Genomic DNA, 25,942 nt, shown 5'->3' with positions numbered 1-25,942 from the left:
CGATAGAGTCACTGCAACCAACCCAATCAATCAATCATTCGGAGACGCAGCATGAAGACCTATCGCATCGCGACCATTCCCGGCGACGGCATCGGCAAGGAGGTCGTACCGGCCGGCGCCGAGGTGCTCGAAGCGCTCGCCAGAACCACGCAGTCGTTTGCATTCGAGTTCGAAAATTTCGACTGGGGCGGCGACTATCACCGCAAGCATGGCGTGATGATGCCGGCGGACGGACTCGATGCGATCCGCGACAAGGACGCGATTCTGTTCGGTTCCGCAGGCGACCCGGACATTCCCGACCACATCACGCTGTGGGGTCTGCGTCTGAAAATCTGCCAGGGCTTCGACCAGTACGCGAACGTTCGCCCCACGCGCATCCTGCCCGGCATCGACGCACCGTTAAAGCGCTGCAAGCCCGAGGACCTCAACTGGGTGATCGTGCGCGAAAACTCGGAAGGCGAATACTCCGGCGTGGGCGGCCGCGTTCATCAGGGTCATCCGATCGAAGCCGCGACGGACGTGTCGATCATGACCCGCGCCGGCGTTGAGCGCATCATGCGCTTCGCGTTCCGCCTCGCGCAGTCGCGTCCGCGCAAGCTGCTGACCGTCATCACGAAGAGCAACGCGCAACGTCACGCGATGGTGATGTGGGACGAAATCGCGCTACAGGTCTCGAAGGAATTCCCCGATGTCACGTGGGACAAGGAACTGGTGGACGCGTCGACCGCGCGCATGATCAATCGTCCGGCGAGCCTCGACACGATTGTCGCGACGAACCTGCACGCCGACATTCTCAGCGACCTGGCCGCCGCGCTTGCCGGCAGCCTGGGCATTGCGCCGACCGGCAACATCGACCCCGAACGGCGCTTTCCGTCGATGTTCGAACCGATCCACGGCTCCGCATTCGACATCATGGGCAAGGGTCTCGCGAATCCGGTCGGCACCTTCTGGTCGGTTGTGATGCTGCTCGAACATCTCGGCGAATTCGACGGGGCAAAGCGCGTGATGCAGGCCGTGGAAGCCGTGACCGCGGACAAGTCGCTGCACACGGGCGACCTCGGCGGCACGGCGACGACCGCGCAGGTGACGGCTGCGGTGTGCGCTTTCATCGAGCGAGCCGCAAGGCCGGCGGCGAACGCGGCATAAGCCGTGTCAGCCACATAAACCCCCATCGCGCGACAGTTCGCGCCTCGCGACGCGCCCACGGACAACAGCCGCATTCGACGGCTGCCGCGCGCCTCGCACCCTGCTGCTTTCGCAGCAGGACACCGCCCAAGCCTCCAAAGGAGGAGACAATGACGACCGACCTCGAAAGCCGGGTGTCCCGCAAGCTGATGCTGCGGATCATCCCGTTCGTAATGCTGCTGTATTTCGTGAGTTTTCTCGACCGCGTCAACGTAGGCTTCGCCGCGCTGACGATGAACAAGGCCATTGGCCTGTCGCCGACCGCGTTCGGATTCGGCGGCGGCCTCTTCTTTATCGGCTACTTCCTGTTCGAAGTTCCGTCGAACCTGATTCTTCACAAGGTCGGCGCGCGCCGCTGGATTGCCCGCGTGATGGTCTCGTGGGGCATCGTCTCGCTGGCCTCCGCGTTCGTCGTCGGGCCGAACAGTTTCTATGCATTGCGCTTTCTGCTCGGCGTGGCGGAAGCGGGCTTCTTTCCCGGCATCATCCTGTATCTGAGCTTGTGGTTTCCGACCCGTCAGCGCGCCGTGGCCGCCGCGTGGTTCATGGCGGCCGCGCCGATTTCCACCGCGATCGGCTCGCCGATTTCCGGCGCGATCATGAAGCTGCCGCCGATCGCCGGTCTCGCCGACTGGCAAATGCTCTACATTCTCGAAGCGCTGCCCGCGGTCGTACTCGGCTTCTTCGTCCTGAAGTATCTGACCGACACGCCCTCGAAAGCGCACTGGCTCGCGCCCGAAGAGCGCGAATGGCTGATCGCGAAACTGAAGACGGAAGCCGACGCGCGGCAGTCGCATGCGGGCCACACGGCCGGCGCGTTGAGCGCCCTGCGCGATCCGCGCGTTCTCGCACTGGCGCTGATTTACTTCGGCACGTCCGCGGGTTTGTACACGCTCGGCCTGTGGGCGCCGCTCATCATCAGGCAATACGGCTTCGGCTCGTTTGAAACGGGCCTGCTCGCGGGCATACCGAGCATCGTCGCGGTGATCGCGATGATTCTGTGGGCGAGGCACTCGGATCGCACCGAAGAACGCACATGGCACGTCGTCATTCCGTGCGCGCTGGCCTGTCTCGGCTTCGTGTTCGCAGGCAACGCGGCGACCGCGCTGATGATCGTGCTGGCGCTCGTGGTCGTGAACGTCGGCATCAGCGCGGCCAAGGCGCCGTTGTGGGCCATGCCGAGCATGTTCCTGTCGGGCGCGGGCGCGGCCGCGGGCATCGCGATGATCAACTCCATCGGCAACCTCGGCGGCTTCGTCGGTCCATTCGCGATCGGCTGGCTCAAGAACGTGACGGGCGGCTATTCGGCGGGGCTGTATGTGGTTGGCGCGACGCTGGCCGTATCGGCGGTCGTCACGCTGATGCTCAGCCGGCAATCCAGGCAGACGCCGGTCGCAGCGGGCGAGCGGCACGGTCACTGAAGCAACGCGCGTCGCGCATCAACTGGGAACAGGATTCTCCGTCGTGACATCCAACGCCGTATGCAACGCAACGTTGGCTAAACGGGAGAATCCGCATGAAACTGATCCGTCCACAATGGTTAGGCGCGCTCGCGCTCGTGAGTCTCGCTAGCTGGGCGCAAAGCGCCGGGCCGAGCGATCCGCAAATCGCGGCTATCGTCGTCACCGCGAACCAGGTCGACATCGACGCGGGCAAACTCGCCGAGTCGCGCTCGAAGTCGGGCGACGTCAAGGCGTTCGCGAAGCAGATGGTCACCGACCACAGCGCCGTCAATCAATCGGCGAGCGACCTCGTGCACAAACTCAACGTCACGCCCGAGGACAACGCGACGAGCCAAAGCCTCAAGCAAGGCGGCGATGCAAACCTCGCGGCGCTCAAGAAACTGAATGGCGCAGCATTCGATCGCGCGTATATCGATCACGAAGTGACCTACCATGAGAATGTGCTCGACGCGCTCGATAAAACGCTGATTCCGTCTGCGAAGAACGATGAGCTGAAGGCGCTGCTCGTGAAGGTTCGGCCGGCTTTCGTCGCGCATCTCGAACATGCGAAGCATGTGCAGGCGTCGCTGGAGAAAAGCAGTGGTTAAGCGGCGGCATGCGTCGGGGAAGAGCACGCGTGCGTGCGCCGCGCTGGTCTGTGCGATGCTCGCGGCAACGTTGAGCGCAGTACCGGCAAGCGCGGCGGCGCCGACAAGCCATGTCGTCACGATCGAGAACATGCAATTCAATCCGCCTACCTTGACGGTGAAGCGAGGAGACCGCATCGTATGGATCAACAAGGATCTCTTTCCTCATACGGTGACCGGCAACACGCATGCATTCGATTCGCGCAGCATTGCCGCCAACGCGTCATGGTCTTACGCGCCCGCGAAGGCCGGCAGTTATCCGTACGGCTGCACTTTTCATCCGACGATGCACGGCGCGCTAACCGTTCAATGAGAACCCGCACGCGATGACCGAGACAGCGAAACTGCCGTCCATGTCTGCCGCCGACCACGCCGACAACGCCGACGACGATCATGCGATCGTCCGGCGCATCGTCGCGGGCGATCGTGCAGCGTTCGAGGTGCTGATGCGCCGCCACAACCGGCGCCTGTACCGGCTCGCGCGCGCGACGCTGCGTGACGACGCCGAAGCCGAAGACGCGCTTCAGGACGCGTATCTCCGCGCCTATCGTTCGCTCAGCCAGTTTCGCGGCGACGCCGCTTTGTCGACGTGGCTCTCGCGGCTCGTGCTGAACGAATGCTATGGCCGGCTGCGCCGCCATGCCCGCCGCGAGAACGTTGTGCCGATAGTCAGTTCCAACACCGCCGACATCGATATTGAAGCCATGCATCCGTCCGACTCCGAGCCGCCCGACAGCGCAGTAGCGCGCGCGGAAATGCGCGCGCTGATCGAGCGCAAGCTCGACGAATTGCCGGCATCGTTCCGCACGGTGTTCATCCTGCGATCGGTCGAAGAACTCAGTGTCGAGGAAACGGCGCAATGCCTGGAGATTGCCGAAGCCACCGTGCGCAGCCGGCATTTCCGCGCAAAGAGTCTGTTGCGCGAGTCGCTCGCGCGAGAGATCGACGTCGCCGGAAGCGAACTGTTCGGATTCGCCGGTGCGCGCTGCGACCGCATCGTCGCGAACGTGATGTCGCGAATCGGCAAACGCGACGGGACGGATCGAAGCGATTGAAGCCGTCAAAGCACTGCGCGCAACGAAGACAACCCAGGCCTCAACGGTCTGACATAACATCATGTCATGGCCGCTCCAACAATTGCGGCGTTGCTCCGGTCAAATTGGCTCACTATATTTCCACTCAAGCCTGTGCTGTTTGCCGCTTCGGCTCCGAGCCGCAGCGGCACATAGCGCCGACCTGGATGATGTCTTTTCGCTTCAACCGTATCGAGGAGAAGTCGTGATCAGCATGCCAAGGTTGCGCCCGTTTGCCATGACTCTGCTGTTGAGCGCCGTGAGCATGGCGCCCGCTCTCGCCGCGGGAAAAATCACTTTCGTGTCGCAAGGCGGCACGTATCAGGAGGCTCAGACCAAAGCCATCCTCGACCCGGCGGCGAAGGAGCTGGGCATCACCATCAATCAGGACAGCATTCCCGATGCGTGGCCGCAGATCAAGGCGCAGGCCGCGACCGGCAAGCCGATCTGGGACGTGGTGGACACGCCGACCTCGAACTGTCTGCGAGGCGGCCGCGAAGGGCTGCTGGAAAAGCTAGACTTCGCGAAGCTCCCGAACGCCGCGGCGATGCCGGAAAAGTACCGCACGCCCTACTCGGTCGCGTACGAGTTCTATTCGACCGTGATCGGCTACAACAAGAAGACGCTGAAGAAGACGCCGCAAAGCTGGGCCGACTTCTGGAACGTGAAAGCCTTCCCCGGCACACGTGCATTGCGCAACGATCCGCAAACGGTATTGGAAGCCGCGCTGCTCGCCGACGGCGTGTCGCGCGACAAGCTCTATCCGCTCGACGTCGATCGCGCCTTCAAGAAGTTGCAGCAGATCAAGCCCGACATCACCGTGTGGTGGACTTCGGGTGGCCAGTCCGCGCAATTGCTGCATGACGGCGAAGTCGACATGACGATGATCTGGAACGGCCGCGCAAGCGCCGTGCGCAAGGACAACCCCGACGTCGATTTCACGTTCAACGACGGCATTCTGCAAAACACGCAGCTATGCGTGCTGAAGAACGCGCCGAATCTGAACGACGCTATGCGCTTTCTGAACACCGCGGTCTCGCCCGAGTTGCAAGCGAATCTGCCGCTTTATATCGACTACGGTCCGGGCAATCCGGCTGCGTTCAAGACCGGCAAGATCGCGGCCAAGCGCGCAAGCGAGTTGCCGAGTTCGCCCGAGAATGCCGCGAAGCAGGCATTGATGTCCGAAGACTGGTGGGCATCGGATGCAGGCATTCAGGCGAAAGCGCGCTGGCTCAAGTTCATGCAATAACGGGCGGCGTTCGCACTGCCATTCACGCGCCCGCGGGACCACGGTTCATCGCGGGCGTTCTGTTTTCTGGTTTGCGTTGTGCCGCGCGCAGGGCGATGCGGCGCGCGGTCTTCATCCATCCAACGTGATCGACTATCTGATTCTTGGCGGCGGATCGGCCGGCTGCGTACTCGCCGCGCGGCTCTCCGAAGATGCGAGCAACAACGTGTGTCTCGTCGAGGCGGGCCGCGACATCTCGCAGGCGACCATGCCCGCCGACATCCGCAGCCGCTATCCTGGCCGCGCGTATCTCGACACCGCGAACCTCTGGCGGCAACTGAAAGCGCGCATGAGCGCGCCCGCCGCGCTGCGCCGCTATGAACAGGCGCGGCTTCTCGGCGGCGGCTCGGCGATCAATGCGCTAATGGCCAATCGCGGCTCGCCCGCCGATTACGACGAATGGCAAGCACTCGGCGCACAAGGCTGGAACTGGCAAGCGTGTCTGCCCTACTTCCGCAAGCTCGAAACCGATTGCGACTTCAACGGCCCGGACGATAGCGGCCTGCATGGCGCGCATGGCCCGCTGCGTATCCAGCGAACCGGACCGCAACGCATCTCCCCATTCGTAAAGGCCGTGCTCAATACGTTGAAGCACGACTATCCGCTGCACGCGGATCAAAATGGTCTCTGGCAAGACGGCACTTTCATCGGCTCGATTGCGGTGAGCGCCCAAGGCGAGCGCATTCCCACATCCGTTTGTTATCTCGACGACGCGGTGCGGGCGCGGCCCAACCTCACGATTCGCACGAACGAGATCGCAGAGCGCATTCTGTTCGACGCAAAGCGTGCAATCGGCGCGCGCGTGATGCGGCCCGACGGCACGCACGATGACTTGCGGGCGCGCTGCGTGATCGTCTGCTCAGGGGCGATCCACTCGCCCGCGCTGCTGCTGAGAAGCGGCATTGGCCCCGCGAATGAACTTGCCGCGCTCGGCATCGACGTGCTCGCGGATCGCCAGGGCGTAGGCCGCAATCTGATGGAGCATCCGTCTATCGCGGTGTCCGCGTTTCTGCCTCGCGCCGCGCGCACGCCGTTTCCCGACGAGCATCACGAGCAGGCCATCGTGCGCTTTTCGTCGGGCCTGGCTGGCACTGTGCCGGGCGACATGCACGGCGCGATACTGTCGCGCTCGGGCTGGCATTCGGTCGGCTATCGTCTCGGCACGATGTTCTTCTGGGTCAACAAATCGTATTCGCGCGGACGTCTCACGCTTAAATCCGCTAGCGCATTGGATGAACCCAACGTCGATTTCGCGATGCTCTCCGACGCGCGCGATCTCGAACGGCTAAAGCTCGCGCTGCGCTTCGGCGCGCAGACACTCGCCGCACCGGCGATGGCCGCGCATCGCGGCACGGTGTTTCCGTCGAGCTATTCGCCGCGCGTCGCGGCCGTCGCGGTGCCTGGCGCATGGAACGCGCTGCAGCGCGGTGCGCTCGCCGCGCTGCTGGACATCGCGGGGCCGTTGCGGGCAGCACTGGTGCGCCGCGTCATCACGCAAGGCGCGACACTCGACGAACTGCTCGCCGACGATGCCGCGCTCACGCAGTTCGTCACACGTTCGGTGGGCGGTACGTGGCACCCGTCGGGCACCTGCCGCATGGGCGCCGCCGACGACCCGCTCGCGGTCACCGATGCGCGCGGCGCCGTGTATGGCGTCGAAGGACTGCATGTGTGCGATGCGTCGTTGATGCCGTCGATTCCATGCGCGAATACGAATGTGCCGACCATCATGATCGCCGAGCGCATTGCCGATCTGCTGCGTGGGCGTTCGAGCGCGGCTTAATCGTGCCCTGATCGCAACCTACTCGCCGTACCCAACGATACCCTTCACTTCGAGAAACGCTTCGAGCCCCCACTCGCCGTATTCGCGTCCGTTGCCGGACTGCTTGTAGCCGCCGAACGGCGAGCCCGCGTCCCACGCCGGATAGTTCAGATACACGCTGCCCGCACGCAAGCGCAATGCAACGCGCCTCGCGCGCGCCTGATCCGCGGATTGAACATACGCGGCGAGTCCAAACGGTGTGTCGTTGGCAATGGCGATGGCGTCTTCTTCGTCGCGATACGGCATGATCGCGAGCACCGGGCCGAAGATTTCTTCGCGAGCGATCGTCATCGACGGAGCGACGTTTGCGAATACCGTGGGCCGCACGTAGTAGCCGCGCGTCAAACCGTCGGGACGTCCTGGCCCGCCCGCCGCGAGCAGCGCGCCTTCCTCGATGCCCATTTCGATCAGCCGTTGCACGCGTGCGTATTGCACGTCGCTAACGACCGGGCCCATCGTCGTTTCGTCGTCGTCAGCGGGACCGATGCGGTGCGCGGCCGCCGCGCGCTGTGCAATCGCCACGGCCTCGTCGTGCCGCGCTGCCGGCACCAGCATGCGCGTCGGCGCATTGCACGACTGCCCGCTGTTGCTGAAGCACGAGTTCACGCCCGACGTGACCGCGGCTTCCAGGTCCACGTCGTCGAGAAGAATGTTGGCGGATTTCCCGCCGAGTTCCTGATGCACGCGCTTGACGGTCGGCGCGGCCAGCTTCGCGATTTCCACGCCCGCGCGCGTCGATCCGGTGAACGACACCATGTCGACGTCCGGATGACTGCATAGCGCGGCGCCGACAGTCGGGCCGTCGCCGTTCAGCAGATTGAACACGCCTGGCGGCACGCCCGCCGCGTCGAGAATTTCAGCGAACAGCACGGCGTTCAGCGGAGACACCTCGCTCGGCTTGAGCACCATCGTGCAGCCGGCGGCAATCGCGGGCGCGACCTTGCAGACAATCTGGTTGATCGGCCAGTTCCACGGCGTAATCAGCGCGACCACGCCGACGGGCTCATGATTGACGAGCGTCGTGCCCTTCTTGCGCTGCCACGCGAAGCTCTCGCAGGTACGCAGCAGTTCTTCCAGATGACGCTTGCCGAGCGCGGCCTGCCACGCATGCGAGAGCTTTTTCGGCGCGCCGATCTCACGCGAGATCACAGCGGCCATCTCGTCGTAGCGCGCCATGTAGGCGTCGAGTATGCGGCGGATCAGCGCGATGCGTTCGGCCGGCTGCGTCAGCGAGAACGACGCGAACGCGCGTCTCGCCGCGGCGACCGCGCGCTCGACATCTTCCGCATTGCCCAGCGCGATCTCGGCGAACGCTTCTTCCGTGCAGGGATCGACCACGGCAAGGCGCGCGTTGCCGGACGGCGCAACCCATGCGCCGTCGATATAAAACTTCAGTGCATTGGACATCCGCTTCCCAGTCAGAGGAAATGAAAAGGCATCACGCCCGCGCGCCGGCCGAACGCCGGCTCACGACGACGATCATCACGAGACACAACGTCAACGCAGTGAGCATGGTGCTGATCGCGGCGATGGTCGGATCGATCTCGTCGCGCAGCGTGACGAACATGCGGCGCGTGAGCGTCTGATTCGCTCCGCCCGATATGAAGAGCGCGACGACGGTTTCATCGAGCGCCTGAATGAAGACGAACACCGCGCCGGAAATCACGCTCGCCTTGATCTGCGGCAGCGTCACCGTGAGAAAGCTGCGCAGCCGATTCATGCCGAGACTGCGCGCGACCATTTCCTGCGTGCGGTCGAACGTGCGCAAATCCGCGCCGACGGAAATCAGCACGTACGGCAGTCCGAGCATCGTATCCGCGACGATCAGCCCGCCGAGCGTATTCACGTAACCCGCCTGCGTGAAGACGAAGAACACGCCCACCGCGACGATGATGATCGGCACCATCAGCGGCAACATCAGCAGCGTGCGCAAATAGCGCATCGACCAATGCGTGCCGTGCTGGATCGCGTAGGCCGCGGCAACGCCGAGCGGCGTCGCGACGAGCGCGGCGCAAACGGATGCCGTCAGCGTCACGCGAGCGGCGTCGATCCATGCGGGGTTGTCGAAGAACGCGTGATACCAGCGCAACGAGTACGCGGGCGGCGGGAACGTCATGAAGCGCGTGTCGGAGAACGATAGCGGCACGACGATCAGCACCGGCAGCATCAGGAATACGAGGATCAGCACGACGAACGCGCCGAGCACGACTCTGCCTAACGGAATCCTGTTCATTTCGCGCCCAGGGTCTTTTCAAGTGGAATCACGCGGCTCGCGGCATAGAAGATCGCGAACACGCAAACCAGCAGCACGACGCTGACCGCGCTCGCCGCTCCCCAACTGTTGTAGATCTCCACGTTGCGGCTCACCACCATCGACACCATGATCGACTTGCCGCCGCCCATCAGCTCAGGCGTGATGTAAAAGCCAAGGCACAGCACGAAGACGAGCGTGACGCCCGCGACGACGCCGCTCATCGACAGCGGCAGAAACACGCGCCAGAAAACATGCAGCGGCGAGCCGCCGAGGCTCGCGCCGGCCTGCGAGAGGTTCGCTGGAATCTTCTGCATGGCCGAATAAAGCGGCAGCACCATGAACGGCAACAGAATATGCACCATCGCGAGGATCGTGCCGAACTGGTTGTAGGCGAGTTGTATCGGCCGATCCACGAGGCCCATTTCGAGCAGCGCCTTGTTGATGAGCCCGGTGCGCTGCAACAGCACGAGCCATGCGTAAGTGCGCACGAGCACGCTGGTCCAGAACGGCAATATGACCATGCCGAGTATCAGCGCGCTCCATCGCGGCGACACGGAGGCCGCGAAATATGCAACGGGATAACCGAGCAGAAGCGTCACGCCGGTCACGATCGCGCTGAGCCTGAACGTGAGCAGGAACGTATCCAGATAGGTGCCCGTGAAGATGCGCCGATAGTTGACGAGCGTGAAGCCGCCGTCATGCCAGATGGACTGCCACGAGAGCCACGCGAGCGGCACCACCAGCAGCACAAAGACGACGAAAAGCGCGGGCGCGAGCAACAGCAGCATCGCGCGGTCCTCGCGTTGCCGATGGCGCTCCGACGGGTCCATCGCGGTCGTCTGCATCAAGCTGGGTCCCTGAAAAATCCGTTTGGCTGTCGTCATCATGCACCCACGGCGTCAAGAAACTGATACCACGCGGCGACGACGCGAACGCCCGGCGCGCGCAGCGAATGAAACGGCACGGGCCGCAAGCCTTGCTGGCCTAGCAATGCGAGCTCAGGCGTTTCGCCGAGCGCGAGCGCCGCGGCATGCTGGCCGAGCAGGCTCGCCATCGCGACACCTGCTCCGTTATACCCGAGACAAAACGTCGTGACGTCGTCGCTTCGGCCAACATGCGGCAGCGAGTTGAAGGTCATGCCGACATAGCCCGACCATTGGTACTCGATCTGCACATCCGCGAGATCGGGAAACAGCGCGATCATCGCGCGGCGCAGCGCGTCGAAACCGGTGGACTGCCCTTCCTTGCCGAACGCATCGCGTCCGCCGAACAGCATGCGACCGTCAACCTTGCGGAACCACTTCATCATGCGACGCGTTTCCGTATAGCTGCGGCGCTGCACCATCAGGCGCGCATCGAGTTCCGCGGGCAGACGCTCGGTTGCGATCATCGCGCTGCGAAACGGCACGAGCTCGCGTTGATAGGCGGCGGTCGCGGCCGTGAGATCGGAATACGCATTGGTCGCGACGATCACCTGCTTCGCGCGCACCGCGCCGTGAGGCGTGCGCAGCACGGCGCCGCCCGAGCCGCGCTCAGCACGCGTCATCTCGACGATCGGCGTTGCTTCGTAAATCGGCACGCCGCGCGCGGTCAGTCCGCGCGCGATGCCGTACACGTATTCGAGCGGCAGGATCGTACCGGCATCGGCGCTCAATACGCCGCCGACAAATTCCGCCGATCCCGTCTCGCGAGTTATTTCCGCGGCCGATTGCACGGTCATCGACGTATCGCCCAGTTGCGTGCGCACCCAGTCCGCTTCCGCGCGAATCGCTTCGAACGCTCGCTCGGTGTGCGCGCAACGCAGGCTGCCCGTATGCTCGAAACGCGCGCGCTCGAGCCTGAATTCGTCGACGAACGATTCGACCACGCGCACGCCTTCATGCGCGAGCCGGTGCATGCGCTTCGCGGTATCGAGTCCATGCAGCTTGTCGATCTGCGGAAACGACAAGCGGAATTTCGACGACACCACGCCGCCATTGCGCCCACTCGCGCCCCAACCCACCGGGTTTGCATCGAACACCGCGCAGTCGACGCCGCGTTTTTGCAGCGCATACGCGGCGGCGAGGCCCGAGTAGCCCGCGCCGATCACGGCCACGTCGACGATGAGATCGCGAGCGAGCGGCGTGCCCGTGCTGACGGGCGCCTGCTTTTCGGCAGTGCGCGCCGCCATCGCGCGCCATAACGAATCGGGCTGCGGGCGTTGCGAGGCGTTGTGAATCGCGGGCGCGAGCATGACTTTAAGCGGCGCGCGCTTCGGCTTCGACCGCGTCGGCGAGCGCGCCGAGCGTCGCGAATTTGAACGTCGGCGTCGTGACGGCTTCCGGAACCGGCGTCGCGCCGAAACCCTTCATGCCCTGACGGCGCTCGATCCAGCAGGTCGCGTAACCGAGCTTCGTCGCGATGCCGATGTCGTGATACTGGCTCTGCGCGGTGTGCAGAATTTCGTCGAACTTGAAGCCGAACGCGGCCTGACGTCCGCGGTTATAGGCGAAGAATTGCGGGTCCGGCTTCGCGACGCCGGTTTCGTCGCAGCACACGGTGTCGTCGAACGGATCGCCGAGTGTGTGCGCATACGCCGACAACGCGACGCGGTCCGCGTTCGTCATCGCAACGAGCCGGTAGTGTTTGCGCAGGCGCTTCAACGCTTCCACCGAATCTTCGAACGCGGGCCATTCGAGCACGTCGCGCTGGAATGCGGCGGCGGATTGCGCGTCGTCGGGCAGGCCGAGTTCCTTCGCGAGATACAGATAGACGTTCGCCATCTCGTGACTCGAGCGCCCCGGATATTTCGCGCGTCCGCGCATATACGGTTCGAAGATCTGATCGTCGGTGAGGTCTTTCGCCGCCGCGCCGCCCAGGCGCCGCACGGACGCGAGCACGCCCTGTTCGAAGTTGATCAGCGTGCCGACGACATCGAACGTCAGGACCTTGAAATCGGTGAGCTTCATTGCATCATCCTTTGCGGGTTGTGAGGGTTGCGTGAATTGCGCAAGAGGTAAGCCCGGGCGGGCGCGAGAGGAATCAGGCGGGCACGACGATGGTGTCCTGCGGATCGAGCAACACCGTCATAGGCTCGCCCGGCGATGGAATGCGGCGACGCGCGTCGTGATTGCCGGGTTGGCGCAAGCTGATCGAGGTGCCGTCGGCGAGCGCGGCGAACACGCGCAAACTCTCGCCCTGATACAGCACTTCGGTCACGCGGCACGACAGCCGGTTGGCGCCTTCGGCGGAACCGCCGTCGATCACGAGCTTTTCGGTTTGCACGGCGAGCAGCAGACGCTCGCCGCGCGGCAACGGATGCGTGGTGCGCAGCAGCGCGTCGCCGAGCCGCACGGCGTCGTCGCCGGCGCGGCTCACGTCGAGCAGCGTCGCCTCGCCGATGAAGCTCGCGACGAACGCATCGCAAGGCCGGTCGTACAGACGCTCCGGCGTATCGATCTGCACGAGCTTGCCGTTCTTCAGCACCGCGACGCGGTCGCTCATGGTGAGCGCCTCGCGCTGATCATGCGTCACGTAGACGATCGTCGCGCCGAGCTTGCGGTGCAGACGCCGCAGTTCGATCTGCATGGTCTCGCGCAATTGCTTGTCGAGCGCGGAGAGCGGTTCGTCCATCAGGATGAGTTGCGGCTCGAACACCATCGCTCTGGCGAGCGCGACGCGCTGACGCTGGCCGCCCGAAAGCTGGCTGATGTTGCGCGCCTCGAAGCCGCTCAGTTCGACCATCGCGAGTGCGTCGGCCACTTTCTTCGCCCAGCCCGCTTTCGGCTCGCGGCGCGCGCGCAGCGGGAATGCCACGTTCTCGCCGACCGTCATGTGCGGAAACAGCGCGTAGTTCTGGAACACGATGCCGATATTGCGTTTATGCGGCGGCGCAAATGTAATGTCATTCTCGCCGACCCAGACTGCGCCCGAACTCGGCTGAACAAAGCCGCCGAGGATGCCGAGCAGCGTCGTCTTGCCCGAGCCCGACGGCCCTAGCAGCGACACGAACTCGCCGGGCGCGATGTCGAGCGAAACGTCGTCCAGCGCGACCACCGGACCGTAGCGCTTGCCTGCCGACCGGATCGAGACTCCTGTTTTCGCTCGTGCGTCCATTGCGTTTTTTCTCGCTAAAGGGGCTGCGTTAGGGAAAATATAGGTGGCAAACTTTTTGGCGGCAATTCCCAAATTGTTGGATCGGGCATAACATGAAGTCATGCCGAATCTACGCAAAAAATTGCCGAGCGCGAATGCGCTGTTCGTCTTCGAAGCCGCCGCGCGCTGCGGCAACTTCACGCGCGCCGCGCAGGAACTCTATGTGAGCCAACCCGCCGTGAGCCGCATGCTCGCGCGCATGGAAGACCACATCGGAGTGCGCCTTTTCGAGCGCGTGCGCGGCGGCATCGAGTTGACGGAGAACGGGCGCATTCTCTATCGCAAGATCTCCGAAGGATTCAACGGCATAGAGAGCGCGATACGCGAAATCGAGGCGCGCGCCACGGGCGTCGAGTCGGTCACGCTGTCGGTGTCGACCGGCTTTACGACGCATTGGCTGATGCCGCGCATGAGCCGCCTGAACCAGGCGTTTCCGTCGATTGATCTGAGGTTTCAGCTCATTTCGGGGCGCATCGGCGGGCCGCTGGTCGACGTCGATCTCGGCATGCGCTTTCTGCACGCCGACGAAATCGACGAGAACAGCGTGCTCGTCATGCCCGAAACGCTGATGCCCGTTTGCAACCCGCGCTACCAGGAAACGGCGCAAACGGAGGCGGGCCGCGAGCATGGCGATACCGTCATCGTGATGGACGACGAAGAGCGCGGCTGGCATCACCGCTTTGGCGCGTTCGAGCAGCATGGCCGGCGCGTCGCGGGCATGCTCAGCTTCAACGACTACGCGATCGTCGTGCAGGCCGCGCTGCTCGGCCAGGGCATCGCGCTTGGCTGGTTGAACGTGGTGTCGCACTGGCTATCGCAGCGCGCGCTGGTCCCCGCCGAGGAGCAGATCATCGTGACGAGTCGGCGCTGCTGCCTGGTGTCGCCGGCGAACCGGCCATTGCGGCCGATTGTTGCGGATGTGCGCGACTGGATCGTCGAAGAGATGCGCGCGGATTTGCGTACGTTGGAGAGTGCGTATCCGCAGTTGGGGTTGCGTGGGGCGTTGAAGGAGTGCGGCGTGACTATCGGCTGAGGGCCACTCGCTCAAAGTCCCTGTTTCATCGTATTGAGCGTGGAGCCGAAAGACTGATGCGCGTTGACCGCATTGATGATGTCCGCGAGGAACCACGGAAGAATCAATTGAGTGTCGGGATCGGTCACGCCGACGCTCAGTACTGGCGGCTTCGGTTTGGACTTAGGCTGATCGGTGCGCGCGGTTGGCGTGGTGGAGGTTGCGGCAGTGGGTGGAACCTGCCGCGCGTCTCGTTCAGCGGACGGCGGCCATGTCGATGAACAGCCGGCCGCGAAGATCGCAGTGATAGCCACAGTAGCGCTGACGTAAAACCGCTTCATGATGTGAACTCCCGCTATATTGCTTCGACAGAAACGGCAGGCGCGAAGTTCGTCGGAAGGCGTTGCAGCGCTCTGGGCCGGGCCTTTTCCGAACCAAGCCAGCATCTCGCGCAAGCCCTGCGCACGCGAACTCTGGTACGCTGCGCCCTTTGCAACAGCTTGCATTCGACTCGATGGAAACTCCTTTCAACGATCGCGGCGTGTCGGTCACCCGCAATGCGCTTTCATCCGCCGGCCAGGTTTTCCCGCTGCGCGACATCGTCAGCGTGAAGGTCGTCACCGTGCAGAAGAACAAGGTATTGCCCATTACGATTTCGGTCGTGGGGCTCGTCGGCGCAATTGTCGGCGGCGTGCTTCGCGCGCCGGTGGGAATCGTGTGCGGCGTGATGCTGGCGGTCGTCGGCTGGCTCACGTGGGCGACGCAGGATGTCACGCACCGTCTGATGGTGCAAACGGCCAATGGCGAACGCGAGGCGCTGTCGAGCGTCGATCGCGACTTCGTCGAGCGCGTCGGCGCGGCCGTGAACGAAGCCAAGGGCGCAGCCGCTTCGGCTTCCGCCACGCAGAAAGTTTGAGTAAGCCGATGTTGAGCCCGCGCTCGCGGGCTTGTTAAAGCGGCCGACAGCATAGGTAGATGTGCGCGTCGGCGTCACGCTAAACGCAAATCGCCGCGGCATCGAGCCGCGCTTCCCTTCACACATCTTTGCAAGTGCTCGCCGGTGGCCGGTTAGAGTCGCCGCTCCTGTTATCGCGCGTTCACTTTCGCAGGCCTCGCGATGCGTCGCTCTCTGTGCGTAGCAGCCGCATGCATCGCCTTCGCAAGGGACCGCCTTTTTGCGAGCGTGTCTCATGTCCCTGCTTACTGTCACTGGTTATGCCGCGCGCCGGCATCTGCACCTGCATCTGCATCTTCGTCTGCATCGTCATTGGCGCCGCTTGGCCGCCGCCGGGCTGTTTGCGACCGGCGCGCTCACCGCGCTCAGCGGCTGCTCGACCACTTTCCCGACGCCCACGCCGCCCGCCTCGAGCGTTTCGCTGATCAACGGCGGCAAGGACGGCGTGCTGATTCCGCTGCACGTCGAACGTGCCGATGAAGACCACGCGCGTCTCGGCCTGCCCGTTCAACTCGACGGCAAGCCGGTCTACGTCGCACTCGATACGGGCACGCAAGGCGTGCGTGTGCTGAAGTCGGTGCTGCCCGGTTCGGACTATCCGAGCGCCGCGCCGGCGAGCACGCTGCTGCTCGCGAACGGCGCGCAAATTTCGGGCGCCACGGTGAAAGTGCCGATGAGCGTCGCGGGATCGAACGCAGTAAAGGTCGACGCGCAGGCCGTGGACGCCGTCAGTTGCCAGGCCAACGCCAAACGCTGCGTCGCGATGGACGGCTACACCGGCGAATTCGGCTGGGCCTTCTCCGGACTGTTCGGGGTGGGCGCCGCGCAACCGGACGACACCTGTTGCACGCAACCGCTGCGCGCGCTCGTCGGCCACATCGGCGAACGCTATGTGGTGCATGCCAGTTTCGCGAAACCGTACTTGCTGCTGAGCCCGTCGAGCGCGATCACGAAGGACTACACGATGGTGCCGATGACGGTATCGAAAGACGGCGCATTGCAGTGGCCGCGAGGCTGCGTCAATGTCGGCGACAAGACGACGTTTTGCGCGCCGCTGGTGTTTGCCACGGCAACCACTGGCATGATCCGCGTCGAAACCGATACGGCGCCGAACTGGACCGGCGACGACAGCCCTGGCAAGGTGCTCATTCAAGGCAACTACAACGCGGCGATTGGTTCGGGCAAGTGGGTGCATCGCTACGACGACGCGCAAGTCACCATCGTCAAGGCGCAACCGGGGGCAAACCGCATCGTGATCGGTCTGATGGGCATGCAGAACATCGACGTGCTGTTCGATTTTCCGCACGCTCAGTTGGGGCTTTATGCGCGGGAAACGGTTGAGAGGTTGACGCCTTGAGGGTGGTGTTTTAGGCAAAATAAAGGCCGTGCGTCGGTGGATGTGGTGGGTTGTTATTCACCGACGTGGTGCCGTGCGCTCTTTCCATAGCGTCGTAAAAGTAGCGTCGTACTGGCCGCTCCGGCTACGTACTGATTCGCCATCCTTACTTCTAGGTATTGGGTGCGCTTGGTCATGAAAGACACCCCAACGTCGGATCGGTTTCCGACCTTTGGGGTGCAGTTCCTTTGCCCGAGCTCGGGTTACCCGGATAAACATACCTTCAAATATTTCGCCTCATTGGGCGGAATTTGTCGCAAGTCACGTTAAATGCCTTCGCGTCGTGCCGACGCGGCCTCTGTTTCGCCCATTTCCCCGTTTTCAGACCAGTCCTATATCGCGCTGCGCAAGTACGGCGCGAGCATGGTCAATCAGGGCCAAACCATCGCCCTGTTGTAGCCGGTAGCCGCACGGCCGGCGTCTTCGTTGGTTCCGGAGGTATGGAAATGTCGAATCAGAAAAATCGCAAGGGGACGACCTATGCGTTCGCGACGATCGGTGCACGGAGCGCGGCGGATGCGTTACTAGTGGTTCGGAGGTTTGCATCGACGGCTTTCCGCTAGCGTGCGTTGGCGACGTCGTGACGTATAGCGATGGTAGTCAAGCGGTGATGGACGAGAGAGAGCCAACAACTAGGGCTTGAAGTAGCGCACCGAACAGGAGACAAGCATGTTTGATCGACTTGTAGCAGATGGAGACCGCACCACGACAGGCGGAGAAGTTATTGGCCGTAGTGACTTCTATAACGAACAAGGCAGGATGTACGCGCGCAAGGAAAATCATGCGACGTGCGGAAACTGCAAAGGCGGATGGCCAATCTACGGCACTGCAAGCAATTGGATGGATGACGGCTCGCCATATGTGAAGGACCTGGACCGCGTTCTATGCCCATGCGGTAGGAATTTTGTTCTTGCCGCAGGTTCGTCCAATGCGTTCTGTTCCGACAGCAAAGGTGAGGCCCCGGCCGCGCAGAGGTGTCAGGAATTTCGTGTGCTGAGGTCGATTAAAAAATCTCAGCTTATGGCGGAGGTGAATCGCTCGCCGAACAGAATGGCGAACTGATTGACAGCTTGCCGCCAGGTGATAGGCGGCATCTTCCAGTCCTTTTCGATGTTACGCAAGGCCAGATACAGCAGTTTGCTGGCGGCTTCGTCGCTCGGGAAGTGGCCGCGATTCTTGACGATTTTGCGCAACTGCATGTGCATGCTCTCGATGGCGTTGGTCGTATAAACGATTCGACGCACCTCGGGGGGATAGGCGAAGAAGGGAATCACCTGTTCCCATTGGCGTTGCCACATGGCCGCGACGGTCGGGAATTTGCGGCCCCATTCGCTTTGCGCAAAGGCGTCGAGTGCCGCTGCCGCCGCCTCGGCCGAGGCGGCCTGATAGACTGGCTTGAGCGCGGCAGCCAGCGGCTTACGGTCCTTCCAGCTCGCCAGATTCAGCGAATTGCGGATCAGATGCACAATGCAGGTCTGAATCTGGGCGGCCGGATAGACCGCCTCAATCGCCTCCGGGAAGCCGCGCAGACCGTCAACCACCGCGATCAGAATGTCGTGCAGGCCGCGGTTTTTCAGTTCGTTGAAGACCTTCAGCCAGAACTTCGCGCCTTCGGTCTGCTCGATCCACAAACCCAGCACCTCCTTGCGACCGTCGGCCCGAATGCCCAGCGCGAGGTACACCGCCTTGTTCCTGACCGTGCCTTCGTCGCGGATCTTCAGCCGCAGCGCGTCAAAATACACGATCGGATACATGGCCTCCAGCGGGCGTTGCTGCCATTGCTCGACCTCAGCCAGCACCTCGTCGGTGACTGTGGAAATCAGATCGGGCGACACCTGCAGCCCGTACAGCTCCAGCAGGTGGCCCTGGATCTCGCGCACGCTCATGCCGCGCGCGTACATGCTGATGACATGGTCGTCGAAGCCCGGCAGCCGGCGTTGATACTTGCCGACCAGTTGCGGCTCGAACGTTGCCTGCCGATCGCGTGGAATATCCAGCTTCAGTTCGCCGTTGGGCGTCAGGACCGTCTTGGAGCTGGTGCCGTTGCGGTGGTTGCCGGCCTTGCCTTGCCCGGCCTCGGCTTCCAGGTGGTGACTCAACTCGGCCGCCAGCATGCGCTCGGCCAGCTGTTTCTTGAGCTGGCCGGCCAAACCCGCCTCGCCCAGGATCGACTCGGCATCCTTGCTCTGCACCTGGGCCAGCAGTTGATCGATCAGCTCATCGGGAAACAGCTTCGGTGCCCTTGGGTTCCTGCTCTTCTTGTTCACTGTTGCATCGGTCATAGGACGTTATTTCCGTTATCGTCTCATGACCTCGGCACACTAAAAAACTGACAGGCTCGGCCGCGCCGACGCTAACTCCAACGACTTCTATCTATGACCAGCAATACACACTCAGGAATAGCGCCGGTGAACCGTTCGAGAACGTGCCCTATCGCGTCCGTATTGGTTCCGAGGTCATAGCGAGTGGAGTAACGGACTCACGCGGAATGACGCAACGAATCGCCACCGAAGACGCGCGCCGGCTAACACTCGAAATTATCCTGAGCCACTAACGCGGCTTCCGGTCGGTATCCCCGCCCAATTGGGAGCATGCCATATCGGATCGTCGTTGATGGAGACCGCGTCATAGCGGCAACCACGAACCGTAACGGCCAAACGGATCACATAGAAACGCAGAAGATTTCGCCCCGTAATTTCAAGTGGAGAAGCAAGCATGTCCGATGATGCAGAGTGGGTAACGGTCCACGATACAGCAATCACCAATACGAATCCGGATTCGATGGTTCATGTCACGATCAATACAGTTCCCATATGCTCGAACATGACGAATAAGCAATTCGCCGAAACCATTATGCGAGCGCGCGATGCAGGGCTCACATTAATCAAGGATCGTATTGCGGCGGTAGCACAATGGGATGCAAACGAGCAGGCCCGCGCTAAAACCTATTTCGGTCGTGCAGACGATGAAATTCGAAGCACCCTGGCCGCCAGACTCCCGCGCTTGCTCGCGGCAATGCAAGAGCTAGTGCCCGAGAAAATTGTCCGCTGGGATGACGCCTCAAACAGAAATCTTACCTGCTCCGTTGTACCTGATAACGGACAGAATCGGGCTGGCGTGTGTAAGCCCGATTCAGAGAAGCGGGTTATTGCGATCTATAGTGCTTTCTGCACGGATTCCAACGGCGAGTTGTGGCACGGTGCGAAGGTCAAAACGCTGATACACGAATGCACGCACTTCACCGACACGTTCAACTCCGACGATATCATGTACGGCAACACTGAAAGCGGGATGCATGCTTTCGCATTGGGGAACCGCGACAAGGCGATACGGAACGCCGATAGTATTGCGGGCTATATTGCGACCTTTGACAAGACAGTAGCACGATGAAAAAACTAATATCCACATGTTTTATCTCCATTGCAGTGGCTACGACTTTCCTGTCGATGCAAGCACGGGCATGCACGGTCAGCGAGTCAATGGAAACACGACTTCCCTTTAACGCCATCGAGCTAACGAACGGAGATAGATTATCAATTGCCAACATCGTACTGGAAGCAAAAAAATGGCCTGACGTCGACATCCAGGCCGTAATCATTGCGGGTGCATACGTTGGAGAGAAGGATCGCGAAAGATTAAAAAGCGAGCGTGGCGAACTCGTGAAATCTTATTTAGTCCAGTTAGGGATTAATCCACAGAATATTCTGATTGAGCCCAAGGTCTTTACCAACGAAATGGTAAAAAACGAGGACGGCACTTTGAACCTGCATCAAATCGCAATTGAGCTTGTGCCTTTGTGCAAAGGTGGTTGCGAACGGCTTTGCGACGATCCACGGATCACACCGCATAGCCGATCTATCAAGTAAATGTTGGCCCCGCTTCGGCGGGGCTCTTCACGTGAGCTTCAACCGCGCGTGGTCATGCGTGGTGTCCGTATGCCTTTAGCTGCTCGCTGTGCCTCCTCACGAAAAGCACCCCAAAGCTCAGATCGCTGTCCAACCTTGGAGGTGCAGTTCAGCCTCGTTCCTTCCCGCACGCGCAACCCACAACCCGCGCCCAACCAAAACCCCCTCACCCCAAACTAAGTGGATTCACCCGCCATATCTCCCGAGCATACTCAGCGATCGTCCGATCCGACGAAAACTGCCCCATGCCCGCAACATTCTCAATCGCGCTTTCCGTCCACGCGCGCTTGTCGATGAAACGCGCGTCCACTTCGTTTTGCGCCTTCGCGAACGCGGCGAAATCGGCGAGCACCATGTAGTGATCGCCCCAATCCACCAGCGTGTGGAAAATATCGGAGAAACGCAGCGGGTCGTCGGGTGAGAAGTAGCCGCCGCGAATCTGGTCGAGCGCCATGCGCAATTCGGCGTTCTGCTCGTACACTTCGCGCGGACGGTAGCCGCTCGCGCGCAGATCGTCCACCTCGTCCGCGGTATGGCCGAAGATGAAGATATTCTCGCGGCCCACCGCATCGCAGATCTCGATGTTCGCGCCATCCATCGTGCCGATCGTCAATGCCCCGTTGAGCGCGAGCTTCATGTTGCCGGTGCCCGATGCTTCCGTGCCGGCCATCGAAATCTGCTCGGACAAATCGGCGGCCGGAATGATCAGTTCTGCCACGCTCACGCCGTAGTTCGGCACGAACACCACCTTGAGACGGTCGCCAATCAGCGGATCGTGATTGACCTTCTGACTCACATCGCCGATCAGTTTGATGATCGTCTTCGCCATCCGGTAAGCGGACGCGGCCTTGCCCGCGAACATCACCACGCGCGGTACCCAGTCGCGCTCCGGATTCGCGCGAATCTGGTTGTAGCGCACGATCACATGCAGCACGTTCAGCAATTGCCGCTTGTATTCGTGGATGCGCTTCACCTGCAGATCGAACAGCGCGTCGGGATTGAAATGCAGCTTCGTATGATGCGCGAGCCGCTGCACGAGCCGCAACTTGTTCTGCCGCTTGGCCTCACGAAATGCTTCGATGAACTCACTATCGCTACGCAGTTCGCGCAATTGCGCGAGTTCGAACAGATTGCCGCGCCAATGCGTGCCGATCTTCTGATCGATCAGCGACGACAGCGACGGACTCGCCTGCGATAACCAGCGCCGCGGCGTAATGCCGTTCGTCACATTCGTGAAGCGGTCCGGGTAGATACGCGCGAAGTCGGCGAAGATGTCGCGCGTCATCAGTTGCGAATGCAGCTTCGACACGCCATTCACCTTGTGGCTCGCGACAATCGCCAGATACGCCATGCGCACGCGCCGCTGTCCGTATTCATCGACAAGAGAAATGCGGCGGATCATCTCCGCGTCGTGACCCGACTGCTCGCTCACATGCTTGAGAAAACCGGCATTGATCTCGAAGATGATCTCGAGATGCCGCGGCAACAAACGCGACAGCATTTCGACGTCCCACGTTTCGAGCGCCTCGGGCATCAACGTGTGATTCGTGTACGAGAAAATTTGCGTGACATGTTTCCACGCCTTGTCCCACGGCAGATGATGCACGTCCACGAGCAAGCGCATCAGTTCGGGAATCGCCAGCACCGGGTGCGTATCGTTCAGATGCACCGCGACCTTTTCGGAAAAGCGCCCGAACGTGCTGTGCGTGCGCTGATAGCGGCGGATCAAATCCTGCATGGTCGCCGAAACGAAGAAGTACTCCTGCCGCAAACGCAGTTCGCGGCCGGCCGGCGTGGAGTCGTCCGGATACAGCAGCCGCGATACGTTCTCCGACATGTTCTTCGTGTCCACCGCATTGCGATAGTCGCCGCGGTTGAACGCGCCGAGGTCGAGCTCGTCGGTGGCGCGCGCGGACCACAGGCGCAGCGTGTTGGTGGCATCGGTCGCATAGCCTGGAATCACCGTGTCATACGCGGTGGCGTTCACATGCTCGGTGTCGATCCATTCGACCTGATCGCCGCGTTGCACGGTGCGTCCGCCGAAATGCACGGTGTACTTGATCTCGGGTCGCGGAAATTCCCACGGATTGCCGGCGCGCAGCCAGTAATCCGGCGCCTCGACCTGCTCTCCATCGACGATCTCCTGACGGAACATCCCGTACTCGTAACGGATGCCGTAACCGAAGCCCGGAATACCGAGCGTGGCCATCGAATCGAGAAAGCATGCGGCCAGCCGGCCGAGGCCGCCGTTGCCGAGCGCGGCGTCGGGCTCGATGTCGGTCAGCGCGTCCATGTCGACGCCGAGACTCGCGAGCGCTTCCTTCATCTGATCGTGGATGCCGAGCGCGAGCAACGCATTCGTGAAGGTCCGGCCGATCAGGAATTCCATCGACAGGTAGTAAACGCGCTTCACGTCCTGTTCGTATTGCAGGCGCGTGGTTTTCATCCAGCGCGCGACGAGCCGGTCGCGCACGGCAAGCGCCGCGGCATGCAGCCAGTCATGCGGATGCGCGGTGACGGCGTCCTTGCCGACGCCGTACATCATGCGATTGGAAATTGAGCGCCGTAGCGCGTCGACGGTACTGTTGAGCTGGTCGAATTCCAGATCGACGGCTGTCATCGAAGCCTCCGGTAAAAGCGCTGCGACATGCGCGAACCGCACAGATGACGGACGGGAGGCGCGTGCCGGTCAGGCGGGTTAAGAATCAGAGTAGGACATTTTACGACTCCCGGATGCCGGCGAGCGCGGGTGCGGGTCACGCACATGCCATGCCCGCCTGCGCGCGCGGCTATCTGTCGGAACGCCCGCTTTGACGCACGGGCGCGGTGCAACGCGCGCGCTGTTGGGCACTGTGCGCGTGCATCGGGCTGTTATCGACGGTGAGGTCAAAGTGTGAAGGCGGGCAACGCGAGCGTGACATCATGCGACGTGGATCGCGTGACACTTGCGATTATTTTTTTGGCGCTGGCACGAGGGCGCGAGCACGCGAGGATCCGAAGTGGCAATGTGATCGAATCGCGGCTTCATCTGCAAGGCGATGTGACTGTCAAGCGATCGCGCGCATCAACATTCTTCGCCGTGCGTAACGCGTGAGCGCCGGCGCCCACCGATTCGAAGACGCCCGGCGGGGCTGACAGTTAGTTGCGTCCGCACGGGATTTCATACGGCTTACGACCCATGCGCGGCTCTGCACGATTTCCGCGTCTCTGTAACAATCGCTACATTCGCCGCGCGGTGCCTTGGTCCCGTTTGGTCGTTCCTCCGGCCGGCCCGCGCTCCTGCTGTTCACCTGGTCTTGCCCCTCGCGCGCCGCATCGCCGATATGCGGCGCGTCGACGTGCCTATCTCCGACGAGCAACCCGTGTCCGATAGACTCAGCGCCGCATCCGCACCGCCCTTTCCCGCGGATGCCCCCATGTCCGCCGCCAACCGCCGCGCGATGGCCGCGATCATGCTCGCCGTCGCGCTCGCCACGCTCGACACCGCGATCGCCAACACGGCGCTGCCCGCGATCGCCGCGGATCTGCACGCGGCGCCCGCGGCATCGGTGTGGATCATCAACGCGTATCAGCTCGCGATGGTCGCGACGCTGCTGCCGCTCGCCGCGCTTGGGGACATCGTCGGGCATCGGCGGATTTATATCGGCGGCATTGCGCTGTTCACGCTGGCTTCGCTCGCATGCTCGCTGGCGCCGACCCTCCCCATGCTCGCCGGCGCGCGCGTGCTGCAAGGCCTCGGCGCGAGCGCGATCATGAGCGTGAACACCGCGCTGATCCGCTTCCTGTATCCGCCGCATCGGCTCGGACGCGGCCTCGGCACCAATGCGCTGATCGTCGGCGTATCGTTCGCGGTCGGGCCGACGGTGGCGTCGCTGATCCTGTCGGTTGCCTCGTGGCCGTGGCTGTTCGCGGTCAACGTGCCGCTCGGCGTGCTCGCGCTGGCTTTCGCGTGGCCCGCGCTGCCGCACACGGAGCGCGGCACGCACGGTTTCGATCCGGTCGCCGCGCTACTGAACGTCATCACGTTCGCCGCCCTGATCTTCGCGCTCGGCGAAGGCGCGCAGCGCGCGTCGACGCAACTCGTGCTGGGCGCCGCGGTGATCGCGCTCATCTTCGGCGCGCTGCTGATTCGCCGCGAAGCCGGCCACCCCGCGCCGATGCTTCCCGTCGATCTGTTCAAGCGGCCGGTGTTCGCGCTGTCGGCGGTGACGGCGGTCTGTTCGTTCGCCGCGCAAGGGCTCGCGTTCGTGTCGCTGCCGTTTTATTTCGAGGATGTGCTGCATCGCAGCCAGGTGGAAACCGGCTTTCTGATGACGCCGTGGCCGGTTGTCGTCGCGTTGGCCGCGCCGCTTGCGGGCAGTCTGTCGGATCGCTATCCGCCCGGCCTGCTGGGCGCGATCGGGCTCGCGGTGATGTCGGCGGGCATGGCGTCGCTCGCGCTGTTGCCGGTGCACCCGCATGTGTTCGATATCGGCATCCGCATGGCGATTTGCGGCGCGGGTTTCGGCTTTTTTCAATCGCCGAATCTGAAAGCGCTGATGGCGAGCGCGCCGCCCGAGCGCAGCGGCGGCGCGAGCGGCATCGTTGCCACCGCGCGGCTGCTCGGGCAGACCACGGGCGCGGCGCTAGTCGCGTTGAGCTTCAGCGTGGCGGGCCGGCATGGCCCGACGCTCGCGCTCGGCGCCGGCGCTTTCTTTGCCGGCGCGGCGAGCCTCGCGAGCGGTTTGCGGCTTCTGGCGCCGTCGCATCGCGCGGGCGTGCATGTGAAAACGTCGGCGAAATAGAAACGGGCGCGCGGCAGGCGTTCAGCCTAAGCGCGCCCCGGCACG

The 25,942-nt window shown here is 62.6% G+C and carries 23 protein-coding genes; 14 read left to right on the top strand and 9 right to left on the bottom strand.

Annotation, left to right across the window (positions count from 1 at the left end):
• Positions 1-51 precede the first annotated feature (51 nt).
• From BGRAMDRAFT_RS13165 to BGRAMDRAFT_RS13135, 7 genes are all read left to right on the top strand, one after another.
• On the top strand, positions 52-1,146 hold the full coding sequence (locus BGRAMDRAFT_RS13165) for a tartrate dehydrogenase (protein ID WP_006049245.1): 1,095 nt from the start codon (positions 52-54) through the stop codon (positions 1,144-1,146).
• Positions 1,147-1,295: 149 nt separating this feature from the next.
• On the top strand, positions 1,296-2,606 hold the full coding sequence (locus tag BGRAMDRAFT_RS13160) for an MFS transporter (RefSeq protein WP_006049244.1): 1,311 nt from the start codon (positions 1,296-1,298) through the stop codon (positions 2,604-2,606).
• Positions 2,607-2,701: 95 nt separating this feature from the next.
• Positions 2,702-3,235, top strand: coding sequence for a DUF4142 domain-containing protein (locus BGRAMDRAFT_RS13155; RefSeq protein ID WP_006049243.1), 534 nt, complete (start codon positions 2,702-2,704; stop codon positions 3,233-3,235).
• Positions 3,228-3,587, top strand: a complete 360-nt coding sequence (locus BGRAMDRAFT_RS13150; RefSeq protein ID WP_006049242.1) for a cupredoxin domain-containing protein — start codon at positions 3,228-3,230, stop codon at positions 3,585-3,587. Before BGRAMDRAFT_RS13155 ends, BGRAMDRAFT_RS13150 begins: the two co-directional genes overlap by 8 nt.
• A gap of 13 nt (positions 3,588-3,600) precedes the next feature.
• Positions 3,601-4,329, top strand: a complete 729-nt coding sequence (locus BGRAMDRAFT_RS13145; protein WP_006049241.1) for an RNA polymerase sigma factor — start codon at positions 3,601-3,603, stop codon at positions 4,327-4,329.
• 256 nt (positions 4,330-4,585) lie between these two features.
• Complete coding sequence (locus tag BGRAMDRAFT_RS13140) at positions 4,586-5,596, top strand: ABC transporter substrate-binding protein (RefSeq protein WP_044021052.1); 1,011 nt, start codon at positions 4,586-4,588, stop codon at positions 5,594-5,596.
• A 124-nt stretch (positions 5,597-5,720) separates the two neighbouring features.
• Positions 5,721-7,418, top strand: coding sequence for a GMC family oxidoreductase (locus BGRAMDRAFT_RS13135; protein ID WP_006049239.1), 1,698 nt, complete (start codon positions 5,721-5,723; stop codon positions 7,416-7,418).
• Positions 7,419-7,436: 18 nt separating this feature from the next.
• Here BGRAMDRAFT_RS13135 and BGRAMDRAFT_RS13130 read toward each other — a convergent pair whose 3' ends face one another.
• From BGRAMDRAFT_RS13130 to BGRAMDRAFT_RS13105, 6 genes are all read right to left on the bottom strand, one after another.
• Positions 7,437-8,864 (bottom strand): aldehyde dehydrogenase family protein, encoded by a 1,428-nt coding sequence (locus BGRAMDRAFT_RS13130; protein ID WP_006049238.1) that lies wholly within the window; start codon positions 8,862-8,864, stop codon positions 7,437-7,439.
• Between the two features lie 31 nt (positions 8,865-8,895).
• The gene (locus tag BGRAMDRAFT_RS13125; protein ID WP_006049237.1) at positions 8,896-9,690 is read right to left on the bottom strand and encodes an ABC transporter permease; all 795 of its coding nucleotides are present in this window, start codon (positions 9,688-9,690) and stop codon (positions 8,896-8,898) included.
• Positions 9,687-10,598, bottom strand: coding sequence for an ABC transporter permease (locus BGRAMDRAFT_RS13120; RefSeq protein WP_044020988.1), 912 nt, complete (start codon positions 10,596-10,598; stop codon positions 9,687-9,689). The genes BGRAMDRAFT_RS13125 and BGRAMDRAFT_RS13120 overlap by 4 nt, the downstream gene beginning before the upstream one ends.
• Positions 10,595-11,944, bottom strand: a complete 1,350-nt coding sequence (locus BGRAMDRAFT_RS13115) for an NAD(P)/FAD-dependent oxidoreductase (RefSeq protein ID WP_006049235.1) — start codon at positions 11,942-11,944, stop codon at positions 10,595-10,597. The genes BGRAMDRAFT_RS13120 and BGRAMDRAFT_RS13115 overlap by 4 nt, the downstream gene beginning before the upstream one ends.
• Before the next feature lie 4 nt (positions 11,945-11,948).
• On the bottom strand, positions 11,949-12,659 hold the full coding sequence (locus BGRAMDRAFT_RS13110) for an HAD-IA family hydrolase (protein WP_006049234.1): 711 nt from the start codon (positions 12,657-12,659) through the stop codon (positions 11,949-11,951).
• Positions 12,660-12,732: 73 nt separating this feature from the next.
• The gene (locus BGRAMDRAFT_RS13105; protein ID WP_006049233.1) at positions 12,733-13,806 is read right to left on the bottom strand and encodes an ABC transporter ATP-binding protein; all 1,074 of its coding nucleotides are present in this window, start codon (positions 13,804-13,806) and stop codon (positions 12,733-12,735) included.
• A gap of 100 nt (positions 13,807-13,906) precedes the next feature.
• On the opposite strand from BGRAMDRAFT_RS13105, the gene BGRAMDRAFT_RS13100 reads away from it, so the two are divergent.
• Positions 13,907-14,878 carry a LysR family transcriptional regulator gene (locus BGRAMDRAFT_RS13100; RefSeq protein ID WP_006049232.1) on the top strand — a complete coding sequence of 324 codons (972 nt, stop codon included), beginning with the start codon at positions 13,907-13,909 and terminating at the stop codon, positions 14,876-14,878.
• Between the two features lie 11 nt (positions 14,879-14,889).
• Here BGRAMDRAFT_RS13100 and BGRAMDRAFT_RS13095 read toward each other — a convergent pair whose 3' ends face one another.
• Positions 14,890-15,363 carry a hypothetical protein gene (locus tag BGRAMDRAFT_RS13095; protein WP_232292262.1) on the bottom strand — a complete coding sequence of 158 codons (474 nt, stop codon included), beginning with the start codon at positions 15,361-15,363 and terminating at the stop codon, positions 14,890-14,892.
• An 8-nt stretch (positions 15,364-15,371) separates the two neighbouring features.
• On the opposite strand from BGRAMDRAFT_RS13095, the gene BGRAMDRAFT_RS13090 reads away from it, so the two are divergent.
• From BGRAMDRAFT_RS13090 to BGRAMDRAFT_RS36110, 3 genes are all read left to right on the top strand, one after another.
• Positions 15,372-15,773 (top strand): DUF6232 family protein, encoded by a 402-nt coding sequence (locus BGRAMDRAFT_RS13090; RefSeq protein WP_006049230.1) that lies wholly within the window; start codon positions 15,372-15,374, stop codon positions 15,771-15,773.
• A gap of 274 nt (positions 15,774-16,047) precedes the next feature.
• Complete coding sequence (locus BGRAMDRAFT_RS13085) at positions 16,048-17,169, top strand: hypothetical protein (protein ID WP_006049229.1); 1,122 nt, start codon at positions 16,048-16,050, stop codon at positions 17,167-17,169.
• 708 nt (positions 17,170-17,877) lie between these two features.
• Positions 17,878-18,270: a PAAR domain-containing protein gene (locus BGRAMDRAFT_RS36110; RefSeq protein ID WP_006049226.1), complete on the top strand. Its 393-nt coding sequence runs from the start codon at positions 17,878-17,880 to the stop codon at positions 18,268-18,270.
• On the opposite strand, the gene BGRAMDRAFT_RS13080 is transcribed toward BGRAMDRAFT_RS36110, so the two are convergent.
• Entirely contained in the window at positions 18,222-19,490 is a 1,269-nt protein-coding gene (locus BGRAMDRAFT_RS13080) for an IS256 family transposase (RefSeq protein ID WP_006049225.1), read from the bottom strand. The two genes, BGRAMDRAFT_RS36110 and BGRAMDRAFT_RS13080, sit on opposite strands and share 49 nt — an antisense overlap.
• A 433-nt stretch (positions 19,491-19,923) precedes the next feature.
• Between BGRAMDRAFT_RS13080 and BGRAMDRAFT_RS13075 the strand changes: the two genes are divergently transcribed.
• Together BGRAMDRAFT_RS13075 and BGRAMDRAFT_RS13070 are read left to right on the top strand one after the other, a co-directional pair.
• Positions 19,924-20,598 (top strand): M35 family metalloendopeptidase, encoded by a 675-nt coding sequence (locus BGRAMDRAFT_RS13075; protein WP_006049224.1) that lies wholly within the window; start codon positions 19,924-19,926, stop codon positions 20,596-20,598.
• Positions 20,595-21,074 (top strand): hypothetical protein, encoded by a 480-nt coding sequence (locus tag BGRAMDRAFT_RS13070; protein ID WP_044020985.1) that lies wholly within the window; start codon positions 20,595-20,597, stop codon positions 21,072-21,074. Before BGRAMDRAFT_RS13075 ends, BGRAMDRAFT_RS13070 begins: the two co-directional genes overlap by 4 nt.
• A gap of 205 nt (positions 21,075-21,279) precedes the next feature.
• Here BGRAMDRAFT_RS13070 and BGRAMDRAFT_RS13065 read toward each other — a convergent pair whose 3' ends face one another.
• A complete protein-coding gene (locus BGRAMDRAFT_RS13065; protein WP_006049222.1) occupies positions 21,280-23,733 on the bottom strand; it encodes a glycogen/starch/alpha-glucan phosphorylase in 2,454 nt (817 codons plus the stop codon).
• Between the two features lie 796 nt (positions 23,734-24,529).
• Here BGRAMDRAFT_RS13065 and BGRAMDRAFT_RS13055 point away from each other — a divergent pair.
• Positions 24,530-25,897, top strand: a complete 1,368-nt coding sequence (locus tag BGRAMDRAFT_RS13055; RefSeq protein WP_006049221.1) for an MFS transporter — start codon at positions 24,530-24,532, stop codon at positions 25,895-25,897.
• The last annotated feature ends 45 nt before the right edge of the window (positions 25,898-25,942 follow it).

This window comes from Paraburkholderia graminis C4D1M, assembly GCF_000172415.1.
In the GTDB taxonomy this organism is placed as follows: Bacteria; Pseudomonadota; Gammaproteobacteria; order Burkholderiales; family Burkholderiaceae; genus Paraburkholderia; species Paraburkholderia graminis.
This window is presented reverse-complemented; position numbering and strand designations above follow the sequence as displayed.

Bases quoted from the DNA above. Each gene is read 5' to 3' on its own strand.
- BGRAMDRAFT_RS13165 (WP_006049245.1), top strand. From the start codon at position 52: ATGAAGACCTATCGCATCGCGACCATTCCCGGCGACGGCATCGGCAAG.
- BGRAMDRAFT_RS13160 (WP_006049244.1), top strand. From the start codon at position 1,296: ATGACGACCGACCTCGAAAGCCGGGTGTCCCGCAAGCTGATGCTGCGG.
- BGRAMDRAFT_RS13155 (WP_006049243.1), top strand. From the start codon at position 2,702: ATGAAACTGATCCGTCCACAATGGTTAGGCGCGCTCGCGCTCGTGAGT.
- BGRAMDRAFT_RS13145 (WP_006049241.1), top strand. From the start codon at position 3,601: ATGACCGAGACAGCGAAACTGCCGTCCATGTCTGCCGCCGACCACGCC.
- BGRAMDRAFT_RS13140 (WP_044021052.1), top strand. From the start codon at position 4,586: ATGACTCTGCTGTTGAGCGCCGTGAGCATGGCGCCCGCTCTCGCCGCG.
- BGRAMDRAFT_RS13130 (WP_006049238.1), bottom strand. From the start codon at position 8,864: ATGTCCAATGCACTGAAGTTTTATATCGACGGCGCATGGGTTGCGCCG.
- BGRAMDRAFT_RS13125 (WP_006049237.1), bottom strand. From the start codon at position 9,690: ATGAACAGGATTCCGTTAGGCAGAGTCGTGCTCGGCGCGTTCGTCGTG.
- BGRAMDRAFT_RS13120 (WP_044020988.1), bottom strand. From the start codon at position 10,598: ATGATGACGACAGCCAAACGGATTTTTCAGGGACCCAGCTTGATGCAG.
- BGRAMDRAFT_RS13115 (WP_006049235.1), bottom strand. From the start codon at position 11,944: ATGCTCGCGCCCGCGATTCACAACGCCTCGCAACGCCCGCAGCCCGAT.
- BGRAMDRAFT_RS13110 (WP_006049234.1), bottom strand. From the start codon at position 12,659: ATGAAGCTCACCGATTTCAAGGTCCTGACGTTCGATGTCGTCGGCACG.
- BGRAMDRAFT_RS13105 (WP_006049233.1), bottom strand. From the start codon at position 13,806: ATGGACGCACGAGCGAAAACAGGAGTCTCGATCCGGTCGGCAGGCAAG.
- BGRAMDRAFT_RS13100 (WP_006049232.1), top strand. From the start codon at position 13,907: ATGCCGAATCTACGCAAAAAATTGCCGAGCGCGAATGCGCTGTTCGTC.
- BGRAMDRAFT_RS13095 (WP_232292262.1), bottom strand. From the start codon at position 15,363: ATGCAAGCTGTTGCAAAGGGCGCAGCGTACCAGAGTTCGCGTGCGCAG.
- BGRAMDRAFT_RS13090 (WP_006049230.1), top strand. From the start codon at position 15,372: ATGGAAACTCCTTTCAACGATCGCGGCGTGTCGGTCACCCGCAATGCG.
- BGRAMDRAFT_RS13085 (WP_006049229.1), top strand. From the start codon at position 16,048: ATGTCCCTGCTTACTGTCACTGGTTATGCCGCGCGCCGGCATCTGCAC.
- BGRAMDRAFT_RS36110 (WP_006049226.1), top strand. From the start codon at position 17,878: ATGTTTGATCGACTTGTAGCAGATGGAGACCGCACCACGACAGGCGGA.
- BGRAMDRAFT_RS13080 (WP_006049225.1), bottom strand. From the start codon at position 19,490: ATGACCGATGCAACAGTGAACAAGAAGAGCAGGAACCCAAGGGCACCG.
- BGRAMDRAFT_RS13075 (WP_006049224.1), top strand. From the start codon at position 19,924: ATGTCCGATGATGCAGAGTGGGTAACGGTCCACGATACAGCAATCACC.
- BGRAMDRAFT_RS13070 (WP_044020985.1), top strand. From the start codon at position 20,595: ATGAAAAAACTAATATCCACATGTTTTATCTCCATTGCAGTGGCTACG.
- BGRAMDRAFT_RS13065 (WP_006049222.1), bottom strand. From the start codon at position 23,733: ATGACAGCCGTCGATCTGGAATTCGACCAGCTCAACAGTACCGTCGAC.
- BGRAMDRAFT_RS13055 (WP_006049221.1), top strand. From the start codon at position 24,530: ATGTCCGCCGCCAACCGCCGCGCGATGGCCGCGATCATGCTCGCCGTC.